The sequence below is a fragment of the Nocardia sp. TBRC8007 genome, assembly GCF_056629435.1.
The window spans coordinates 1-19,423 of the sequence record NZ_JBWSOR010000025.1; the positions used below are offsets into that span (position 1 = coordinate 1).

Consider the following 19,423-nt stretch of genomic DNA (forward strand, 5'->3'; position numbering starts at 1 on the left):
GTCGATCGCAGAACTGTTCATTCTACCAGTGCCGGTGGGTGAACAGGTCTGCGGATATCGTCAGTACTGCCCAGCCACGGTCGACCCGTACGCGCTCGCTCTCGCTGAGGTCGGCAGTCGCACATTTCCCATATCGCTCCTACACGGGATACCCGAAATGGCCTGTATCGGGGGACGGTGACGGACCGTCGTGTCCTCGCTCGGCCCGGCGGTGACTTATGCTCGCGCGGTGGACACCCCATTGCGGCTGGAAGTCATTGTGGCGAGTGTGCGTCCGGAGCGGTTCGCGCCGGTCGTTGCCGACTGGTTCCTGCGCACGACGCGCGCCTACCCCGAATTCGATACCGGTGTCATCGATCTCGCGCATACCCCGTTGCCTGTCGAGCTTATAGAGACTGAGCGGACCGCGGTTTACCGTACTCGGCTGCGCGCCGCTGACGCTTTTGTCGTCATCACCTCCGAGTACAACCACGGCTACCCCGCGTCGTTGAAAACCGCCTTCGACACCGCCAAACAGGAGTGGCGAGCCAAGCCCGTCGCCTTCGTCTCTTATGGTGGCCTCTCCGGTGGCCTGCGCGCAGTGGAACAGCTGCGTCAGGTCGTCGCTGAGATCCACATGGTTTCCGTACGCGAGACCGTCAGCTTCCATCAAGCCAAGAAGCGATTCGACGAGGGTGGCGACACCCGCGATGGCGCCGCGATCGACGCCGCACACCGTATGATGCGTCAATTGGCCTGGTGGGCACGCACCTTACGCGTCGCAAGGTCGGCTGATCCGTATCCCGGCTAGTTGCTACCGAGTTGTCATGGCGTGGCGGCCGCGCGGCTGGCCGATATAGGTGGCTTCCCGAGGAATAGACACCAGGGTCAGGTCGATCTGCACGGTGCCGGTGCGCAGCACGACGTGGTTGCCGATCGCGCCCGGCTGGTATATTGCCAGGTCAGGTCTGGTGACAGGCAAGCCCCTCGGGTCACCGGTCAGGTAAATGGTGGTGACGCCCGCGTGTGGGGCGGGTGCGAGCACCCCATCGACCACCGCCGCAGTGAACCCCGCGTCGGACTGATGGGTTTCGACCGCGATGGTCAGCCGCTCCGGATTTCCGATCGTGGTGACCAGGTTTTCCCACGCGTGCGGCCGGTCGGTGCGGATCAGGATCCGTTCACCGACTGCGAGCGCGCGGAATACCAGTTGTTGTGCCAGATACAACTCGCCCGCGACGTACACGGTCGAGATACCGGCACCGACGATACGGACTGTGACGCCATTACCTTCGTCGTCCGAGCCGATCAGTTGACCACAACCAGAGGAGGGCAGGTGCAGGTGGCCTATCACATCGACGGGGTACTCGACCATCGGGGCCATGTCGTCCAGATCGGGTATGGCGATCGGCAGATGCGCGAGCAGACCATCACGGTGGCGTCCGTTCATCGAGACCATGCCCGTCAGTTCGGATCGTTCCGGCAATTCACGTGCGGTCAGTCGCCAGGCGGCGCCGATGGCGACCGATTCCGCCGAACTTCCTGGCCGCAGCCGTACCGTCACAGTGGTGCCGCGGGAAGGCGCCACCCACAGCTGGGCAAGCAACTCGGAGCCGAGCCGCCCAGGGTCGATCGCATTGCCGATGTTCACACTGTTGCCGATTTCGGCATAGCGCCAGCGATGCCCCAGAGTGCGCGGATCGTAACCGCCGGTGATCCGCAGGACGGCCTTGCGGATCTCGGGCGCGGTCAGGATGCGGGCATTGCAGTCGGCGTCCTCCAGCGTACGCATGATGCGTCGGGTTGCGATGGTGACCGCCCGCGAGGCGCCTTCGGCCCCGCCACCTCGCCGGGCTGCGGCTTCCGGGCAGGCTACCGCGTCGAAGCTGATCGCGAGCCATACCGTGCGGTGCGCGGTAGCAGGCAGCGGGCCGAGTAGCGATTCGTAGATCGGGCCTGCGGGTGTGCCCGAGCGACTGCGGTGACCGTGGCTGACGATATCGATCCCGCTGAGCAGAATGTCGTGCTGATTCAGGCATTTCGCCAGTTCTGGCAATGGAAGCAGATGTGTGGCATGCACTGTCGTGCGGGCGATCCTGGTCAGGCCCCCGGGCGGAGGAAGTACCTCGACCACCGTCACCACGCGGCTGCCGTCCCGGTACAGGCCGAGTGAACGCCCGTCCGTGCCACGGAAATCGACGGTATCACCGATCTCGTATGTCCGGCGGGTGAGATAGCGCCACCATGTGGCGATCCAGTTCAGCGGGGTGCGTTTGGCTAGAGGGATGAGCGGGAGCGACGCCGCGAGCACCGCCATGCCGAGTGCCGCTGGACTTGTGAGACCGGACAGCAATGCGATCAGCCCGGCGATCAGTCCGATGATCTGGGCGATCAGCAAGTTCTGCATCGAGATGCGCCCGAGGAGCGGTCGTGATCCCACACCGACCGGTTGCGTCATCGTTGTCCCCCAAGTACCCGGTGTCGGCCGGTTCGGAGTGGCCGAGCTGAACAAGAGTCCTCGGAAACTGTACTGTGTTCGGCGAACGCGAGCACTGTTCGGGGGAGGAATAATGCCTTCAAAACCCACTACACGCTGGCAGGTGAGCGGCTACCGCTTTCTGGTCCGGCGAATGGAGCACGCACTGGTGCGCCGAGACGTGCGCATGCTGCACGACCCCATGCGTTCTCAATCTCGCGCGTATGCGGTCGGTCTGGTCCTGGCTTGTGTCGTGCTGGCCGGTTGCGGTGTGCTCGCATTGTTGAAGCCGCAGGACAAGATCGGTAGCAACACGATCTTGATCGGTAAGGATTCCGGCGCGGTCTATGTGGTGCTCGATAATGTGGTGCATCCGGCCCTCAACCTCGCCTCGGCCCGCCTCGCCGCGGGGCAGCCGGCCAAGCCTGCGATCGTAAAGGAATCCGAGTTGAGCACACGGGCGCGCGGCCCGCTGATCGGTATTCCCGGCGCTCCGGGCGCTCTGCACTTCGACAAAGAGGGCAAGGGACATACCTGGACGGTGTGCGACTCGCTGAAAACCGATGGCAGCGACGACCGCAGTACCGCTGTGCTGATCGGTGACCTGGAACTCGGCGAAAAGGCTTCCGCGATGGGGGCGGACAAAGCGCTGTTGGTAGCGGGGAAAGACGCGACCTATTTGGTGTGGAACAACACCCGCGCTCGCGTCGATATGACCGATCCCGCCGTCACCGTTCCGCTGCGGATCCGGGGGATGTCCCCTCGGCCGATCAGCGAGGGGTTGCTGAACGCCATCCCCGAGGTGAATCCTATTGTGCCGCCGAAGATCACCGATCCCGGTGGTGTGCCCAACGGCTATTCGATCAACGGATTGAAGAACGGCACAGTGGTTCAGGTCTCCGACAAGGACGGACAGAATTTCGTTGTCTTGTACGACGGTCTGCAACCCATCAGCCCATTCACCGCCGATATCATCCGAAGTTCGCAGCGCAACCCGGACCATGGCACCGTCATCGGCGATTTCGAGCAGACCTATGCGCCGCCGTCGCGTGCGCTGAAGGTCGAAACTTATCCGCAAACCGCGCCTACGATCGTCCAATCCGAGGCCAGACCGGTGAGTTGCTTGTCGTGGCAGCCGATCCCCGGCGCAGCGAACAATACCGATGTCGCCGTGCGTGCAGAACTGTCGGTGATCGATGGAAGTGACCTGCCGATGCCCAGCAACGCGAGATTGGTTCCGCTGGCTCAGGCAGACGGCAGAGGCGACAATGTCGACTCGGTGTACTTCCAGCCCGGCTCAGGTGCTTTCGTCCAGACCACCGGTATCGAACCGGACAGCAGGCGCAAAGACGGCATGTTCTATATCGCAGACACCGGTGTCCGATTCGGCATCAAAGATGAAGAGGCTGCGAAAGCACTCGGTATGCATCCGGAAGCAGAGGTCACATCAGAACCGGCGCCGTGGCCGATCGTGGGTTTGCTCGCCAGCGGTCCCGCGCTCAGCCGAGAGGCCGCCATGGTCGCCCATGACGGCATCGCTCCGGACTCCGCACCTGCTGCGCAGCTGGTCGCGGTGAATTGACGAGATCTCGGTGACAGTGCCGGCACCCGACCTGGGGAATGCTCACCCGTCCTCGCGGACGCCTAACCTTCGTCGGATCGGGAATGAGGCGAGATAGCCGAGAAGCAGCAGTGCGCCGATCGAGCTACTGCCGATCAGCGCGACGTCACGGGCGGTGTTGTCCGGTGGCGGAGGTGGCAGGGGCACCGCGAGCTGCGTATTCTTCGCTGGGCTCGGGCGTTTCGGCAGCAGCTCGCCGGGGACTTCGTTGGTCAGTGCGGCCACTGGATCGACAGCGCCGTAGCCGAGGTAGGGATTCCATCCTTCAGCCGGTGCATGCGCCGTAGCCTGGATGCGCTTGATCACTTCCTGCGCGCTGAGCTCGGGAAATCGCGCACGAACCAGGGCAGCCACGCCGGAGACGTACGGTGCCGCGAAACTGGTGCCTTGCAAGGTATCCGCTTTGCCTTGTCGTGGGTCGACAATTCCGTTGGCGGTATCCGAACCACGTGCATCCAGGGATACGATGTTCTCGCCGGGCGCCGCGACGCCTAACCACGGGCCGGGCACGGTGAATTGCGACGGTTGGCCGTTCGCGTCGATCGACCCCACACTGAGGACGTAGTCGTCGTAACGTGCGGGCGTGACATTCGTGGCGAGGGTGTCCCAGAGATCGCGATAGGGTCGGGTCGGGTCGATATCGGGATTGCCCGCCTGGCAATTGTCCTTTTTGTTTCCGGCCGCGGCCACGATGACGACGTCGCGCTCCAGCGCGGCGTAACGCACTGCGGCGCCGAGCCTGCCATCAGCGGGATTATGGGAACCAGGAGTGCAGAGGACCAGAGAGATATTGATGACGGAGGCGCCGAGGTCAGCCGCGCGACGCACCGCGGAAGCCAGGGCATCGATGTTGCCGTAGCCGTCCGGGGGGTCTTCCGGCCGCTTCTGCGCTTGTGCTCCCGCTCGCTGGTATCTACTGCTGGTCTGTCGGATCGTCATGATCCGCGCTTCTGGTGCGACGCCGGAGAATCCTTGGCCGTCCACCGGTTTCGCACCGATGATACCGGCGACTACGGTGCCGTGCGCGTCGCAGTCCTCGGTGCCGTCCCCGCCTGCTGCCACATAATCACCGGCGGGCTGCAGATCGGGCAGGCGGGGATGCGGGGAGACGCCGGTATCGATAACAGCGACGAGTTGTCCTTGGCCGCGAGAGAATTCCCAGGCACGGGGCAAATTCAGGGACTGTTGCGGCACCGGGACGGTTGGGCCGTCGCCACCCTGTCGAGTACTCAGACACGGTGCGTTGCTCTGGTGTTCGGTGGGTTCCGGCGGCGCCGCGGGGGCGCCGGGCGGTAGCATGCCGGGATTGATCGGTGGTGGCCGATCGGCGTAGGCGACGCCCTGCCCCAGTGAGGCGCTCATACCGAACATCACAGCTGCCGCTGTGATGCGCATAATCCGGTTCACAGGCCGCGTACCAGGGAGTAGAGCTCGGTGATCCAGAAAACCAGGGGCAGTACAGCGGCGACGAACCCGTACTCGAGGAGTTCCACCCCGCGCCGCATCGGTGGCGTGGCCGATTGGTTCGGGATGATGATGCCCAGGATCAATGCCGCGATCAGCGCGGCCATTGCTGCGCCGAACACCATCAGTGGCTGGTTCATCACGAAAGCGACCCCTGCCAACATGATCAACACAATTGCCGAACCGCCCGCGATGAGCACCACGGCCTGCTCCGCGCCGGCATAGGTACGGCTGCGGAACATCAGCACCACCGCGCAGACCAGCGCGAGCGCGATACCCTGCCAATACGGATCGTCGGAGGCCGGATCGGTAGCAGCCAGCGCGCCGACCGCGGTGACCAGCGTAGTCGCGGAAACCAGGCCTGCGAGGTACATCCGAGAGCGTTCCGCTTTCGCCCGCAACACTTCCATGGTGGGCAGCGCGCGGTGGTCGTCGGGATCGTCTTCGGTCGGGTCGATGGGAGTACCCGGCGAAGGGACCGGCGGCAGCGGCAGTTTCGCGAGCAACATCGATATACGTGGTGCCGATGCGAGACCAGCGAGTCCGAGTGCCGCGGTGCCGGCACCGATCGCGCGCTCGGACTGCTCGGTGAGCAGGCCGACCAGTGCCGCGGGCACCGAGTACGTCGCGAGCGTGGCCGCTCCGATGAACAGCGCGAGCCCGACGCCGATGACGCGCCAGGCCAGAATCGCCGTCGCACCCACCATGACCGAGCCGAGCAGGACATGCGCCCAGCTGTAGTGCTCCGGTACATAGAGCATGCCCGCAGTGAATGCGGAGGGCAATGCGCAGCCGCCGAGCACCAGCGCGGTTCCGGTGTCGCCGTACATCCGGCTCAGCACCATCGCCGCGACAACGAGCAGGATTGTGACGATCAAGGCGACCGACCCGCCCACCCCGATGGGCAGTGCGCTCGGCGACAGCAACAGACCGAGGCAACCGACGAGCATGGTGACCGCGGCGAACACCGAGCCGGTGATCCGCGCCACGCGTGGCGTCCAGCTGCGATAGTGCTCGGCGTCGGCGATCGCGACGTTGTGCATGATGTCGTCGAACAGTGGTGTCGGTGCGGCGTTCGACGCGCTTTCCAGCATCAGTAGTTCGCCGTCGCGCACACCGTGTTCACCGAGACTGAGCGAATTGGACAACGGCGGATGGCCGATCCGGGCGAGCACCCATTCCGCCGGCTCGAAGCGTTCGCCCTCGTTATCGAAGTCGTTGGTGCGGCTGTGCTGAGCAACCATGTCGACAACACTGGGAATTACCAGCGCAACCGGCACATCGACCGGTATGGCCATGTCGACCTGAGTGTGCTTGGCCAGAATCGTCACTCGGGCGAGGTCGGGGGCGCGGACGACCCCGCGCGCGGATTCTGCGTCGATGTGGTCAAGTCGCGCGTGCGTCAAGCCTTCCCCCAACTCAGTCTTCCAGCTTGTGATTCCGCGGCCCCTCGGGCCGGGGGCGAGTTTGCGAACCCACAGTCCGGACAGCAGAATGCTGGTCGAACTGTACGACATGTCGGCTGTGGCCTCTACACTGAGCCCGAAACACATCTTGCCGAAGGGGGATTCTCGGTCGATGAGCACTGTCCGTTTCCAGCGCCGCGTGCGCCGCGAGATGCCTCGTTCGCCTGGTGGCGAGGTCACGCTGCAGCCACCGCCCGAAATCCCCCGGGTGACACCGGGAAATCTGCTGCTGAAATTGATGCCGGTCGTGATGGTGATCGGCATGGTCGGCATGATGGCCTTGCTGTTCACTCGAGGGGGCGGCATCGCGTCGAACCCGATGACCATGATGTTTCCGCTCATGATGTTGTTCTCCATGATCGGTATGTTCGCTGGTCAGGGTGGGGGCAAGGGGCAGAAGGCCGCGGAGGCCAATGAGGATCGCAAGGACTACCTGCGCTACCTCGACCAGGTCCGCAAGGACGTTGATGAGACCGCGCGCCAGCAGCGCACGTCCGTCGAGTGGAGTCACCCCGAACCGGGGTTGGTCTGGATGCTCGCCGGGACCAGCCGTATGTGGGAACGTCGCGCGGGTGACAAGGACTTCTGCCACGCCCGTATCGGCGTCGGCGGCCAGCGGTTGGCCACCCGGCTGGTCGCTCCGGAGACCGGCCCGGTCGAAGAGCTGGAGCCGATCGCCGCAGTCTCGCTGCGCCGTTTCGTGCGCGCCTATTCGACTGTGCCCGACCTGCCGACCGCGATCGCGATCAAGGGTTTCGCCACTATCGCGCTGGATGGCGACCGTGACGAGGCGCGGGACATGACACGCGCGATGCTGGTGCAGCTGTGCATGTTCCAGGCACCGGACCAAGTGCTCGTCGCGGTGGTTTGCGGTTCGGACACTGCTGGGGAGTGGGAGTGGACGAAGTGGCTGCCGCACACTCAGCATCCCGATACGCAGGACGGCATCGGTACTCAGCGCATGTTCTACGGGTCGATCCGGGAAGCCATGGCCGGATTGCAGCCACTGCTGGGTAACCGGGTCAGGTACTCGCGCAATCAACCTGCCAACCCCAATATGGTGCACATCGTCATTGTGGTCGACGGCGGACTGCTCGAGGCGGAGGACGATCAGCTGCGGGAATCCGGTTACGAGAGCGTCACCCTGATCGATCTGTGTGGCTACGCGCCGCGCCTGGCAGTATCCCGTGGCATAAAGATGATCGTGGAAAGCGGCGAATGCGTCGGCCGCGGCGCGACCGGAAACCAAGAGCGCTTCGCGCTGATCGACCGGATCAGCCCCCAGCAAGCCCAGCAGGCGGCGCGCAGACTCGCACCCTACCGGGCCGCGACCCAGCGCAGCAGCGATGCGGACGCCGCTGACTCCGACGTGATCTCGACCTGGAGCCAGCTGATGAGCCTCGGTGACATCGGTACGTTCAATCCCGAACACGCCTGGCGCCCACGGTACGGTCGGGAGCGGCTGCGTGTTCCGTTCGGGGTGGGCGCCGATGGCTTGCCAGTGGAACTGGATATCAAGGAGGCCGCCGAGAACGGTATGGGCCCCCATGGCCTCTGCATCGGCGCCACCGGTTCCGGTAAGTCGGAGTTCCTGCGCACCCTGGTGCTCAGTCTGCTCGCCACGCACTCGCCGGATCAGCTGAACCTGGTGCTCGTCGACTTCAAGGGCGGCGCGACGTTTCTCGGGTTGGATGGTGTGCCGCACGTCGCGGCTGTTATCACCAACCTGGAGGAAGAGTCGGATCTGGTAGACCGGATGAAGGACGCTTTGGCAGGCGAGATGAACCGTCGCCAGGAAGTGCTTCGGGCGGCGGGCAATTTCGCCAACGTCTCCGAGTACGAGAAAGCCAGAGCCGCAGGAGCCGATCTGGATCCACTGCCTGCCCTGTTCGTCGTGCTCGACGAGTTCTCTGAGCTGCTCACCCAGCATCCGGATTTCGCCGAACTGTTCGTCATGATCGGCCGCCTCGGCCGCTCGCTGCACGTACATCTCCTCCTCGCCTCACAGCGGCTGGAGGAAGGTAAGCTCAAAGGGCTGGAGTCGCACCTGTCCTACCGGATCGGTTTGAAGACTTTCTCCGCCAATGAATCCCGCCAGGTACTCGGCGTGCCGGACGCCTACAATCTGCCGAACGTTCCCGGTGGCGGCTATCTGAAGGCCGACTCCGGCGAGATCCAGCGCTTCCAAGCATCCTACGTCTCCGGCCCGTACATCGGCGGTGGCTCGCAGCGCGATATCACTGTCGCTACCCAGTCCGGCGAGATCGACGTCGAGGTAAGGCCGTTCACCGCCGCGCACGTCGACTTCCGGGAGGCGGACCGCGTGCCGCTGCCGCCGGAGCCGAGCCTGGAGCCCGAGCACCGGGACGAGGACGGCGAGCAGCTGTCCGATCTGAATATGCTGGTTTCCCGGATCCAAGGTCATGGCCTTCCGGCCCATGAGATCTGGCTTCCGCCGTTGGACGAGGCGCCCACGCTCGACCAGCTCATCCCGCGCTCTGCCCTCACCGGTGAGTACTCGGCGGTGGCTACATTGCGCGCCCCGATCGGTATTGTCGACCGCCCCTACGACCAGCGTCGTGATTCGATGATCGTCGACCTGTCCGGCGCCCGTGGCAATGTCGCTGTCGTCGGCGGCCCGCAGTCTGGTAAGTCGACCGCGTTGCGCACCCTGATTATGGCGATGTCCATGACCCACACCGCCGAACAAGTACAGTTCTACTGCCTCGACTTCGGTGGCGGTACCCTGGCGAGCCTGCAAGGGTTGCCGCACGTCGGCTCGGTAGCGGGCCGGTTGGACGAGGATCAGGTCCGGCGCACCATCGCCGAGATGACCACGATCGTACGCCACCGGGAGGCTCGGTTCCGCCAGCTCGGCATCGAATCGATGACCGAGTTCCGTAGGTTGCGCTCGATGGACCCCGCGAGCAGCCCGGCTGCCGTGGGCGCGCACGAGGAACCGTTCGGCGATGTGTTCTTGGTGATCGACGGCTTCGGCTCGATCCGCCAGGACTTCGAGATGCTCGAACAGACCATCATGAATCTCGCGGTGCAGGGCTTGTCCTATGGCGTGCACGTGGTCATAGCCCTGGCCCGCTGGGCCGAGGCGCGTCCTGCGCTCAAGGACCAGATCGGTACCAGGATCGAATTGCGCCTGGGCGATCCGATGGACTCCGATCTCGGCCGTAAGTTCGCTTCGTTGGTTCCGCAGGGCAGGCCCGGCCGCGGTATGACTCCGGAATGCCTGCACATGCTGACCGGCTTGCCGCGCATCGACGGCAACGCCGACCAGGACAATCTGGGGCGAGCGGTCGCCGACGCGGTCGCCACTATTGCCAGAATGACGCCAGGTCGACCCGCGCCGCAGGTCCGTATGCTGCCCGAGCGGCTTCCCAGAGAGCAGCTATTGAACCTGGCGGGGGACTGGGCTTCGCGGCTCGACCCGAGCACCAAGTGCCTGCGCATCCCGTTCGGGATCAACGAGTCCGAGCTGGCGCCGGTATACATCGACTTCGCCGAGAGCCCGCACTTCATCATCATCGGCGATACCGAATCGGGTAAGACGACACTATTGCGCTCTCTGATCGAGGGCATCGCCGCGGCCAACACTCCCGACCAGGCTCGTTTCATCCTCGGCGATTACCGGCGGTCCATGCTCGGCCTGGTTCCCGAGGGGTACCTCGCCGGCTACGGCTCGACGGCACCGCAGTTCACCCAGAACATGAACGATTTGGCCAGCTACGTCGCCAATCGCACTCCGGGCCCGGACGTCACTGCCCAGCAGCTGCGCGAGCGGTCTTGGTGGAGCGGTCCGGAGCTGTATGTCATCGTCGATGACTATGATTTGGTGGCCACATCTTCGGGCAATCCGGTTCAGGCGTTGCTCGAGCATCTGCCTCATGCCCGCGATCTCGGTTTTCACGTGATCATCGCCCGGCGCTCGGGTGGTGCCAGCCGGGCGATGTTCGAGCCGACCTTGGCCAAGATGAAGGATCTCAGCTCAGCGGGCTTGATCATGAGCTGTAGCCGTGACGAGGGGGTTCTGATGGGCACTACGCGCCCGAGCACTATGCCGCCAGGTCGTGGTACATACGTAACCCGTAATACCGAGGGGCTGGTACAGACAGCCTGGATGCCCCCACCCTGATGTCCGCCGTCGAGCTGGTGGTCACCGATACGCGCCTCTGGGCGCGCGGGGCAACCACGCATTGGGACGTGCCACCTTCGATCACTGTGGGCAGCGACAAGGTCGGCCTTATTGTCGGTCGGTCGCTCACACCGTCCGCTCAGGCGAGTTCAGTGGTCCAGTTCATCAGTGCTGATGCGATCGCATTATCGTCAAGAGCTCCGTCGGTAGTCGATGCGATGAGTGCTGTGTTCGCCGAAATTCTGGAGAATCTCGGTTCAATCCTCCCTTGTGAGCGATTTGTCCTGATCTGTCCAACTGGTTGGGGTCGGTCGCGTCGTTCGGTACTCGAGCAGGCGGCATACCGGAGTGCGGTCGACGTAGCCTTCGAAGACATCGCGGTCAGGTCCGTTATGGCAGATGAAGGTACCAGCCACAGTTATCGGACTCTGGTGCTCGAGTTCGACACGCTCAGCACCACAGCATCGGCGGTTATCCGCAGTCATCGCGGCGTGCATATCGAATCGTGTGAATATGAGCCGACTCTCGCGTTTACCGAGGCGCTACCGGAATCGCCCGGCTTCGATGAGTTGTGCGCGCTGATCACTCGGCTGCTGGAAGGACGGCCTATAGATCTCGTCCAGATCGTCGGAGTTCTGGAGCGGGAAATGCTCGAATCGGTAGATGCGGCCGTACAGCATGCTGTTGGGAAAGCCGTGAAAATCAGATCGATCACAGGCTATGACCTGTTCCGTGACGCCGGCTCAGTGCCGAACCATCCGCAAGTTACCGCAGTGAATCAGCCGCGGATCGAATGGATGCAGTCGTTGCGTGAACGTGCGGCCGCTCAACAGCCGGGTCGCAGTGCGAGAAGCTATGTCGCGGCCACGATTGCGGTTATGGCCGCTGTCGTTGTTGTCGTGGCGTCTATTGTTCTGTTGAACCGTACCGGTGATACCGCAGGCCAGGTGTCGGCGCCGGCAGACTCGGCGACGCCCGAACCTACCGGGACCAGTTCTCCACTGGAACCCAGTGCACTGGTGTCGCCAGAGGTGTTCGGTCGCATAACCTTTCAGATTCCTGATAAATGGCGCATCTCCTCGGCTCTCGGCAACGGGAAGCCGCGTATCGACCTGGTTCCAGAAAGTGATCTCCGCCAACGCATCACTGTCATGCAGACCCCTCTTGTCGCAGGTTCTGAGTACGAACAGGTGGTTGTGAACCTCGAGGCCCAGATGGCACAACGAGTGAACGGTGTGCTCAGTGATTTGCGTCGTGACGTGGACTTCGGTGGAAGGTTGGGACTGGCCTACTCAGAGCGCCCCGGCGACGGATCAACCGTCCGCTGGCATGTCTTGGTGGAGCATGACATCCAAGTCAGCATCGGTTGTCAGTATCTCGACGACAGTTGGCAGGACTTGGCGAGCACATGTGAGTTGTTTGCCCGTTCGGTGCGCGTGATTTCGTGATGAGGAACGGGTGCAAGACCGAATAACTTTCGATGACGTGGTTATGAAATGATTCGTGCCCCGACAGCAGGCTGTCGGGGCACGAATCCAGCGGAGCTCAGAACAGGCTCGCGAGAGCGGTGTCGGTGCTCTGCAACTCCGAGTTACCGCTGCTGACCAGTCTGCCCGCGCTTTCGAGCGTGGTGTTCAGCTGGGTTACCTGGGTGTTCCACTGGGCCTGCAGTGATGCGAACGCGTCGTTCGCATCACCTTTCCAGTAATTTGTGACGAAGTCGGTGACCTGCTTGTGGAAGTCTTCGAGCATGGTCATGACGTTACGGGCCTCGGACACGATAGCCTGGGCGCCCGCCTCGACTTCACCGAAGTTGGAGGCAATCCGACCGGGATCGTTCGCTACCATAGGAGCTCCTTGTTATCTGTGGTTCGGCTGTCGAATCAGGGAAGATTCAGGCTGGAAGCCTGTGCGGCCACTTGCTGGGCAAATTGCTGGTCCTGGTCCGCGAACCTCCGGCCGGCCTGGGCCAGCTTGTCCGAGGTCTGGTCCAGCTGATCGTTCAATTTTCTTGCCTGGGCGAAGTAGCTGTCCATGAAAGTGTCGAACGACTGGCGCGCCGCACCGCTCCAGGTCGCGGTGGTCTGATCCGACTTGCTGTTCAACGCGGTAATCGCCGTTTGCAGATCGTGATGCCGCTGTCGGCAGTTTTCCACAAACTTCGAGATCGCCTCTTCGCTCGCTTCGAGCTGTCCTGCCATTTCGGCTCCTTTCGGTATCGGTCAACAGCGGAATCCACAGTTGGCCTGTACATCTGATTGGACGCGGCGTAGGCCTGATCGGTTCCACTCGATCCGAGAAAATCTGACATCGCCCACGAGATCGGGGCCTCCGCGCCCTTGGTTCGGCTCGTTCATGGTTTGAGTGGCCGTATGTCGGCCTGTTCGCAAGTTCACAGTATGAGCCCTCAGGCTCGCGTGATTCATGTAGCGCCAGCTCATGTTTCCCCTCCTTCCCCCTGCTCGCTGCTGTAATGCTCGGCGAGTGGGCTGGCTGCGTACACCCTACCGAACTTCAATGCCACTCGCTACCAACGGTTTGCAGTACATCTGTAGCGAAACATGTTGGTCAGGAAGTAGCGTCCATTGTGCGTCGACCATTAGCACGTACTGTGCCGTTGCCTGTTGTTGGGTACCCTGCCGTGTACTCAGGCTTAGTACACATACTCGTGTGTCCAGGCCTGGTACACATATTGCCTATAACGCAACGCGCGCGATGCCGTTGCTCGTGCTTCGGACGCGGGGTGCACTTGGCGTCAGGAACTCCTTGTGGCGCCATATCTCATGTCCTGGGCGATGAAGATCCCTGTCAGAAGCGGGGAAGCTGACTCATTGCCGCGCATACTTATCAAAAACGCGCCTTCGAGAAGTTGCGCTACCGTCGTTTCGAAAATTTTGCAGCGTCGGCGTAGTTGGTGTCCGTCGAGGAAGTATCCGCACCGGAGAAAGAAAATGTTCGGCATCATTTTTCTCGTACAACGGTTTCGCCGCCGCGTGTTCGATTTGTCGATTCAGGGAATCACTGAGTAGATAGGTGTCCAGGATGCCCATATCGGGTATGCCGATTGTGGTCGGCTGGATGACGGTACAGCCCATATGTCGACCACCGATAGGATGATCAGCCACGACCCGGAGCATTCCGATATAGTCGAGCGCAGTCTGGGCGCACTGTGCGTTGGTGACGCTTCTTGCGACATGTTCCGGACGCATGCCGAGATCCTCTCGATGGACTGGGATATAACTGTGGTCGACTGCGGCTCGACCAACGGCACCCGCGCCCGCCCTGCTATCACGACTGGATCCGGTTGGTGCTCGGTACAGAGGTGCTGATCGGTAGTCGGGTGTCGTGTTTCGAGTTCGCCGCCGTGCCCTCCTTCGGAGGATTAATGTGCTGCCGGCTTATGAATATCGCGATGTACAGGCCTTTTCGCCATTCATGATGCCCGCGCGGAAGGCATCGATGCGGGAGAAACCACTGCGCACCGTCTGGCCTTGTGCATCGCTGGCCGCCAGGCCGTCGGTGAGCAAACCAGAGACTGCCTCGTCGAGATCGCCTGCGGACAGCCGAATATCGCCTTGCTCAGCCGGCCGCTCTGATTCGGCGAGTTTGCCGGTGACCACTCCGGATAGGCAGGCTGCGCGCAGGCCGGTTTTGGCGCCGACCAGACCCTGGCCGCGACTGTGCTGGACGGCCAGAGTGTATCGAGAGATGAACACGATATAACCGTTGTAGTCGCCGGTCACCTTGACCGGTAGTGGATCGTTGTCGTTGACGGAACTGCTTCTTTCGGCGAGGCCAGGTATGTCTATGACGATCGTGTTCTCGGCTGGGCAATACGAGACCGGTTCGGTAACCGCACCATCGCTGCACTCGAGGGTCGTCCGGGAGTAGTCGTAGGCTGGTGCATCTGTGATCGGCAGAATAGCTTCGAGCGCCTTGGTGAGCTCGACCAAGGATTCTTTCGTTATGGGATGCTCGCCGCGCCCTTCGTCGTTACCGAAACTCCGCGGCAGGCCATCGCGGCGCTGGTCGATTTCCTCCGCGTTGATTCCTTTGCATCCCTTGGGACCGTTGGTGAAACCGATCTGCACCGCAGTGACGCGTTCGAAAGCGGAGCCGTGCACACTTTCCGGGTCGTCGGGATCGGAGTCGCGGATAGCGACGGTGGCGGCGAGTACCGAATTGAGGCCATCAGAGGTGTTGATTGTGAAGTGTGCGGCCTTGTTCTCAGCGACATGGCGGATGAACGCTCCCGCGAAGCAGTCGGCCTGTTGCTCTTTGACGATCACCGGATCTTTCGATCCGACGATCTCGGCTATGGTCTGTACGGCGTGGCCGTACTCGTGCGCGAGCACCATCACCACGGCCATCTTCCCGAAAGTCCGTTCCACGGCGGGAAGCAGCACCGAGCGATCCCATCCGATAGAATTGTCCAGTCGGCAGTAGGCGGCGTTCACCAGGTGATAGGTGCTTTCCTCGCAGAATTCGACCGCTTCGCTGCGAGGGGCTTTCGCATTCCAGGACACCAACTTCTCGACTGGCTCGAACTCGCCCTGGAATCCCTTGTCGAACTCACCGTGCCAATACGTCTGGATGTCGTCGATGGCATTGAGCACCAGTGTGTCGATCGTGCCGCCATCACTGTTGACGGCGGTGAGTGTGCTGTCCGGGACGTCGATTCGTGGTCCGTTCGGTCCGCTCGTAGTGGGCAGGCCCGCAACTTTGAACGGATCGTCGTAGATGGAGACCGCTCTGCCGTCTACCAGCTTGGTACAACCTCCGGCCAGCATCAGAACTCCCACCAGTGCCGTAATGAGTACGGTTGTCTCGACTCTCGGCATGGCTCCCCTCATCAGCCGGTATTGCAGGAACATCGGTTGCCGGACCGGGGGTACGGCGTATCGGACGCACCGTTGATGCCCGAACGATGGAATAATATCCGCCGCATATCTTTATCGGGGTGCAGTACGATGTCCGCACCGTCGCCTCCCCGGCGGTCAGCCCGAGTGCGCCTCAGTAGCAGTTGGAGCTGCCCACCGGCGATGGTGAGACCCAGCGGATTCCAGTAGTGCCGATTCTCGGCGCTTGCTTCATGGAGTCCATGCTCACGGTGCCCGTTATCGTCTCCCCCGCCGATCGCGACCGAAGACGTCGGCGGTGTGATGTGCTCTGAAGGGGCGACAGCCGCCTCGGCACGCAAGGGGTGACGATCGGGGTCGGACCACGACGGTGGGCATCTCGGTCGCAGACCGGGCACACTGATGCCTGTGACGGTGCGAGTAGGGGCAGTACATCTCGGTGGGGATGTGATGTCTGTGGCCGCGGGCGGCGAGGGTATTCCCGTCCGTCCGGTACAGGTGGAGGGCATGTGGACGCCGCCGGCGTATCTGCTGGCGGATTCGTCTGGCAGGCTGCACACAGCAGGTGTGGAACGCAACAGACCCGATTTGGGGATGGCGATCGCCGACGTGCGTGACATCCTCGGGCATCCGCAGATCATGGTCGCGGGAGCAACGTGGCCGGCAGAACTGGTGTTCCGCGCGCGGATGTACAACCCGCTCGCGGAGATCGGCAAATATGTGCGTGGTAAACCGGACCTGGTGGCGTTGCCTTTTCCGGACGGCTGGCCGGATGAGAAGGTGGAGATCTACGCCGCCATGGTGGAACAACTCGGCGTCATCGTCGAGCCGCTACCGGAGAGCGTCGCACTGTCGGGCTACGTTCGCGCGCTCGGACTGGTGCGTTCGCCGGATTCGGCCGAGGCGCACAATATCGGCGCGACCGGCGTGTATTCCGATGGCCGCAGCATGCTGGTAGTCGCGGTGCACGGCGATGACGAGCAGCCCACCGAGTCGATCGACGTCCCGGTCGATGCGGAGGCCATGCGCGATGCTCGATCCGCGGATGATGTGGTGATCGAGGTGATGGCGGCGGCTCGTTCGATCGGCGCGGATACCTCGACTGTCCTGCTGTCGGGTAATGTGCGTTTCAATGACGCGCTGCGTTTGGCCTTCCAGAATCACCTCGGGCACCGATTGCGGGTGGCCGATCATCCGATGCACGCGCTCGTGCTGGGCGCCGTGCACCTACTGGTGAGCGACATCGAGACGAGTGAGCCGGAGCCTGTGGGCCGGCTCTCCGAAGCTGCGCCCGCCGTGCCGCATCCGGTGGACGCCGTGCAACGGGAATATCCACCGCGGCAAGCCACCCATCGGCAGACAGATGCGGCGAGGCAACAACCGGACACCGGGTCACACCGTGGGGAGCAGCCGCAGTCTCGGCCCGCCCCGGACGTTCAGAGCTACCCTATCTCGCGTGACGAGGCGACGGCAGGGACCGGACGTGCCGAGGCTCCGCACGGTCTTCCGCCGAACCTCGCCGATGTGGGCGCCCGTTTCACCCGGCCACCTGGTGTTCCGGACAATCCACGCAATAGTGTGTTCGAGCATCCGCAGGGCGACCTGGTAGGTTCGCCACCGGGGCCGTCTCATGGCGGATTTGTGCCGCCGGGAAGCGCACGATCCCCCGATCCGGGAATATCCGAACAACGCGGGCCGCGTCATAGTGAGCAGACGCTTCGGCGTCAGGGCACAGGACGGGAACCAGATGCGGAATCCAGTGATGTCGAAGGTTCACCCCGCAAGGGCAAACTTTGGAACAAGATGAAGGGCAACCTGTTCGGAATCACCCCCATAGCAGGTGCGTTGGCGCTGACCATAGCCGCGATCGGGACTGGCGATGATCGGGTCGAGCCGACTGCGCAAGCGACCCGTTCCGGCTTGGGTGTGAGCACAGCGGAGCTGGTCGTGTGCCCGCTCACCCCTTACGTCATCAACCGGTTCGAGCCGGGAATCGCCACCGCCAGAGGGGGCGATCAGGTCGGTGGCGGCAATGCGCAGACGGACTGCGGTCGGGCAGGCGTGGACACGTTGCACTACCTGGTTCCAGGGCCGCCTGGCGCCATCGACTTGGGGCCTCCGATCGCGATCTGATGTGATTTCCGTCGGGTGGTGTCGCACTGGTATTGTCGATCGCTGGTGTGTGGAATGACCGGTCGATCCTTGGTCGGTTGTACGCCGAGTCCCGGGTCTCCACCGGCCGCCGGGAACAGCTCGACCACACGCTCGGCTGGCAACACCGACGACAGACAGGGAAGCACTGTGCCTACGTACAGCCCCAAGGCAGGTGACGTGACCCGGCAGTGGTACGTCATCGATGCCACTGACGTAGTGCTCGGCCGTCTCGCCGTTCAGGCAGCGAATTTGCTGCGCGGCAAGACGAAGCCGACCTACGCTCCGAATGTCGATGGTGGCGATTTCGTCATCATCATCAACGCCGACAAAGTCGCCATCAGCGGCAACAAACAGCAGGACAAGCTGATCCATCACCACTCAGGGTATCCAGGCGGACTCAAGTCGCGGACCGTCGGTGAGGTGCTGGCAACTCGTCCCGATCGGCTCGTGGAGAAGGCCGTCAAGGGCATGATCCCGAAGAACAAGCTCGGCAATGCGATCGCGGGCAAGCTGAAGGTCTACGCGGGCCCGACGCATCCGCATGCCGCTCAGCAGCCCATTCCGTTCGAGATCAAGCAGGTGGCCCAGTGACCGCTCCTGAGGAATTCAACGAGAACTACGTCGAGGAATTCGACACTGCTGAGGTTGTCGAAGACGGCGCGGGCTACGAGGAGGCCGAGGTCTCGGCATCCTACGGGCCGGTCGTGATAGACCGTCCGGTGCAGACTGTCGGCCGCCGGAAGGAGGCAGTCGTTCGCGTCCGGCTGTTGCCGGGCACCGGCAATTTCGTGCTCAACGGTCGCACCATCGAGGACTATTTTCCGAACAAGGTGCATCAGCAGCTGGTCAAGTCGCCGCTGGTAACCGTCGAGCGCACCGAGTCCTTCGACGTGCACGCCCGTCTGGTCGGTGGCGGTCCGTCGGGGCAGGCGGGTGCGTTGAGGCTGGCCATCGCTCGTGCGTTGATCGAGGTCACCCCGGAGGATCGCCCTGCTTTGAAGCGGGCGGGCTTCCTGACTCGCGACCCGCGTGCTACTGAGCGCAAGAAGTACGGCTTGAAGAAGGCGCGTAAGGCACCGCAGTACTCGAAGCGCTGATTTCGGCATCGACCACTGTCCGTATCCGGCACCGAGGCGTCGGATACGGGCGGACGGGCCCGGAGGTGGTTGTATCCGGCACGGTACGACCGACGCAGCGCCTGGACGAGAGCAGGCTTCCAGTCCATGGCTGGGCCTGCTCTCGTGCTGTATGAACGTG

General features: G+C 62.9%; 15 protein-coding genes. 8 read left to right on the forward strand and 7 right to left on the reverse strand.

Annotated features, from left to right (window positions below):
- Nucleotides 1-181 (forward strand): hypothetical protein (locus ACX4ZE_RS16870; RefSeq protein WP_480274400.1); only part of this gene is annotated, 181 nt, incomplete at its 5' end.
- Nucleotides 182-229: 48 nt separating this feature from the next.
- Nucleotides 230-790: an NADPH-dependent FMN reductase gene (locus tag ACX4ZE_RS16875; RefSeq protein ID WP_480274401.1), complete on the forward strand. Its 561-nt coding sequence runs from the start codon at nt 230-232 to the stop codon at nt 788-790.
- 3 nt (nt 791-793) lie between these two features.
- Here the strand turns inward: ACX4ZE_RS16875 and eccE are convergent, their stop codons facing one another.
- Nucleotides 794-2,437, reverse strand: a complete 1,644-nt coding sequence (gene eccE, locus ACX4ZE_RS16880) for a type VII secretion protein EccE (protein WP_480274402.1) — start codon at nt 2,435-2,437, stop codon at nt 794-796.
- Nucleotides 2,438-2,549: 112 nt separating this feature from the next.
- On the opposite strand from eccE, the gene eccB reads away from it, so the two are divergent.
- The gene (eccB, locus tag ACX4ZE_RS16885) at nt 2,550-4,037 is read left to right on the forward strand and encodes a type VII secretion protein EccB (protein WP_480274403.1); all 1,488 of its coding nucleotides are present in this window, start codon (nt 2,550-2,552) and stop codon (nt 4,035-4,037) included.
- 42 nt (nt 4,038-4,079) lie between these two features.
- On the opposite strand, the gene mycP is transcribed toward eccB, so the two are convergent.
- Together mycP and eccD are read right to left on the reverse strand one after the other, a co-directional pair.
- Complete coding sequence (gene mycP, locus ACX4ZE_RS16890) at nt 4,080-5,438, reverse strand: type VII secretion-associated serine protease mycosin (RefSeq protein WP_480274404.1); 1,359 nt, start codon at nt 5,436-5,438, stop codon at nt 4,080-4,082.
- A 41-nt stretch (nt 5,439-5,479) separates the two neighbouring features.
- Nucleotides 5,480-7,057: a type VII secretion integral membrane protein EccD gene (gene eccD / locus ACX4ZE_RS16895; RefSeq protein ID WP_480274405.1), complete on the reverse strand. Its 1,578-nt coding sequence runs from the start codon at nt 7,055-7,057 to the stop codon at nt 5,480-5,482.
- Between the two features lie 61 nt (nt 7,058-7,118).
- On the opposite strand from eccD, the gene eccCa reads away from it, so the two are divergent.
- Nucleotides 7,119-11,153, forward strand: coding sequence for a type VII secretion protein EccCa (eccCa, locus tag ACX4ZE_RS16900; RefSeq protein WP_480274406.1), 4,035 nt, complete (start codon nt 7,119-7,121; stop codon nt 11,151-11,153).
- Entirely contained in the window at nt 11,153-12,601 is a 1,449-nt protein-coding gene (locus ACX4ZE_RS16905) for a type VII secretion-associated protein (RefSeq protein WP_480274407.1), read from the forward strand. The genes eccCa and ACX4ZE_RS16905 overlap by 1 nt, the downstream gene beginning before the upstream one ends.
- Before the next feature lie 97 nt (nt 12,602-12,698).
- Here ACX4ZE_RS16905 and ACX4ZE_RS16910 read toward each other — a convergent pair whose 3' ends face one another.
- The 4 genes from ACX4ZE_RS16910 to ACX4ZE_RS16925 all read right to left on the reverse strand — a co-directional run bounded on the left by ACX4ZE_RS16910 (nt 12,699) and on the right by ACX4ZE_RS16925 (nt 15,994).
- Entirely contained in the window at nt 12,699-13,001 is a 303-nt protein-coding gene (locus tag ACX4ZE_RS16910; protein WP_480274408.1) for a WXG100 family type VII secretion target, read from the reverse strand.
- Nucleotides 13,002-13,036: 35 nt separating this feature from the next.
- Nucleotides 13,037-13,354: a WXG100 family type VII secretion target gene (locus ACX4ZE_RS16915; protein WP_480274409.1), complete on the reverse strand. Its 318-nt coding sequence runs from the start codon at nt 13,352-13,354 to the stop codon at nt 13,037-13,039.
- A gap of 627 nt (nt 13,355-13,981) precedes the next feature.
- Entirely contained in the window at nt 13,982-14,362 is a 381-nt protein-coding gene (locus ACX4ZE_RS16920; RefSeq protein WP_480274410.1) for a hypothetical protein, read from the reverse strand.
- 189 nt (nt 14,363-14,551) lie between these two features.
- The gene (locus tag ACX4ZE_RS16925) at nt 14,552-15,994 is read right to left on the reverse strand and encodes a neutral zinc metallopeptidase (RefSeq protein WP_480274411.1); all 1,443 of its coding nucleotides are present in this window, start codon (nt 15,992-15,994) and stop codon (nt 14,552-14,554) included.
- A 420-nt stretch (nt 15,995-16,414) separates the two neighbouring features.
- On the opposite strand from ACX4ZE_RS16925, the gene ACX4ZE_RS16930 reads away from it, so the two are divergent.
- The 3 genes from ACX4ZE_RS16930 (at nt 16,415) to rpsI (ending at nt 19,263) form a co-directional block, all read left to right on the forward strand.
- Nucleotides 16,415-18,145 carry a hypothetical protein gene (locus ACX4ZE_RS16930; protein WP_480274412.1) on the forward strand — a complete coding sequence of 577 codons (1,731 nt, stop codon included), beginning with the start codon at nt 16,415-16,417 and terminating at the stop codon, nt 18,143-18,145.
- A gap of 168 nt (nt 18,146-18,313) precedes the next feature.
- A complete protein-coding gene (gene rplM, locus ACX4ZE_RS16935; protein ID WP_480274413.1) occupies nt 18,314-18,757 on the forward strand; it encodes a 50S ribosomal protein L13 in 444 nt (147 codons plus the stop codon).
- Nucleotides 18,754-19,263 (forward strand): 30S ribosomal protein S9, encoded by a 510-nt coding sequence (gene rpsI, locus ACX4ZE_RS16940; protein WP_480274414.1) that lies wholly within the window; start codon nt 18,754-18,756, stop codon nt 19,261-19,263. Before rplM ends, rpsI begins: the two co-directional genes overlap by 4 nt.
- Nucleotides 19,264-19,423 lie beyond the last annotated feature (160 nt).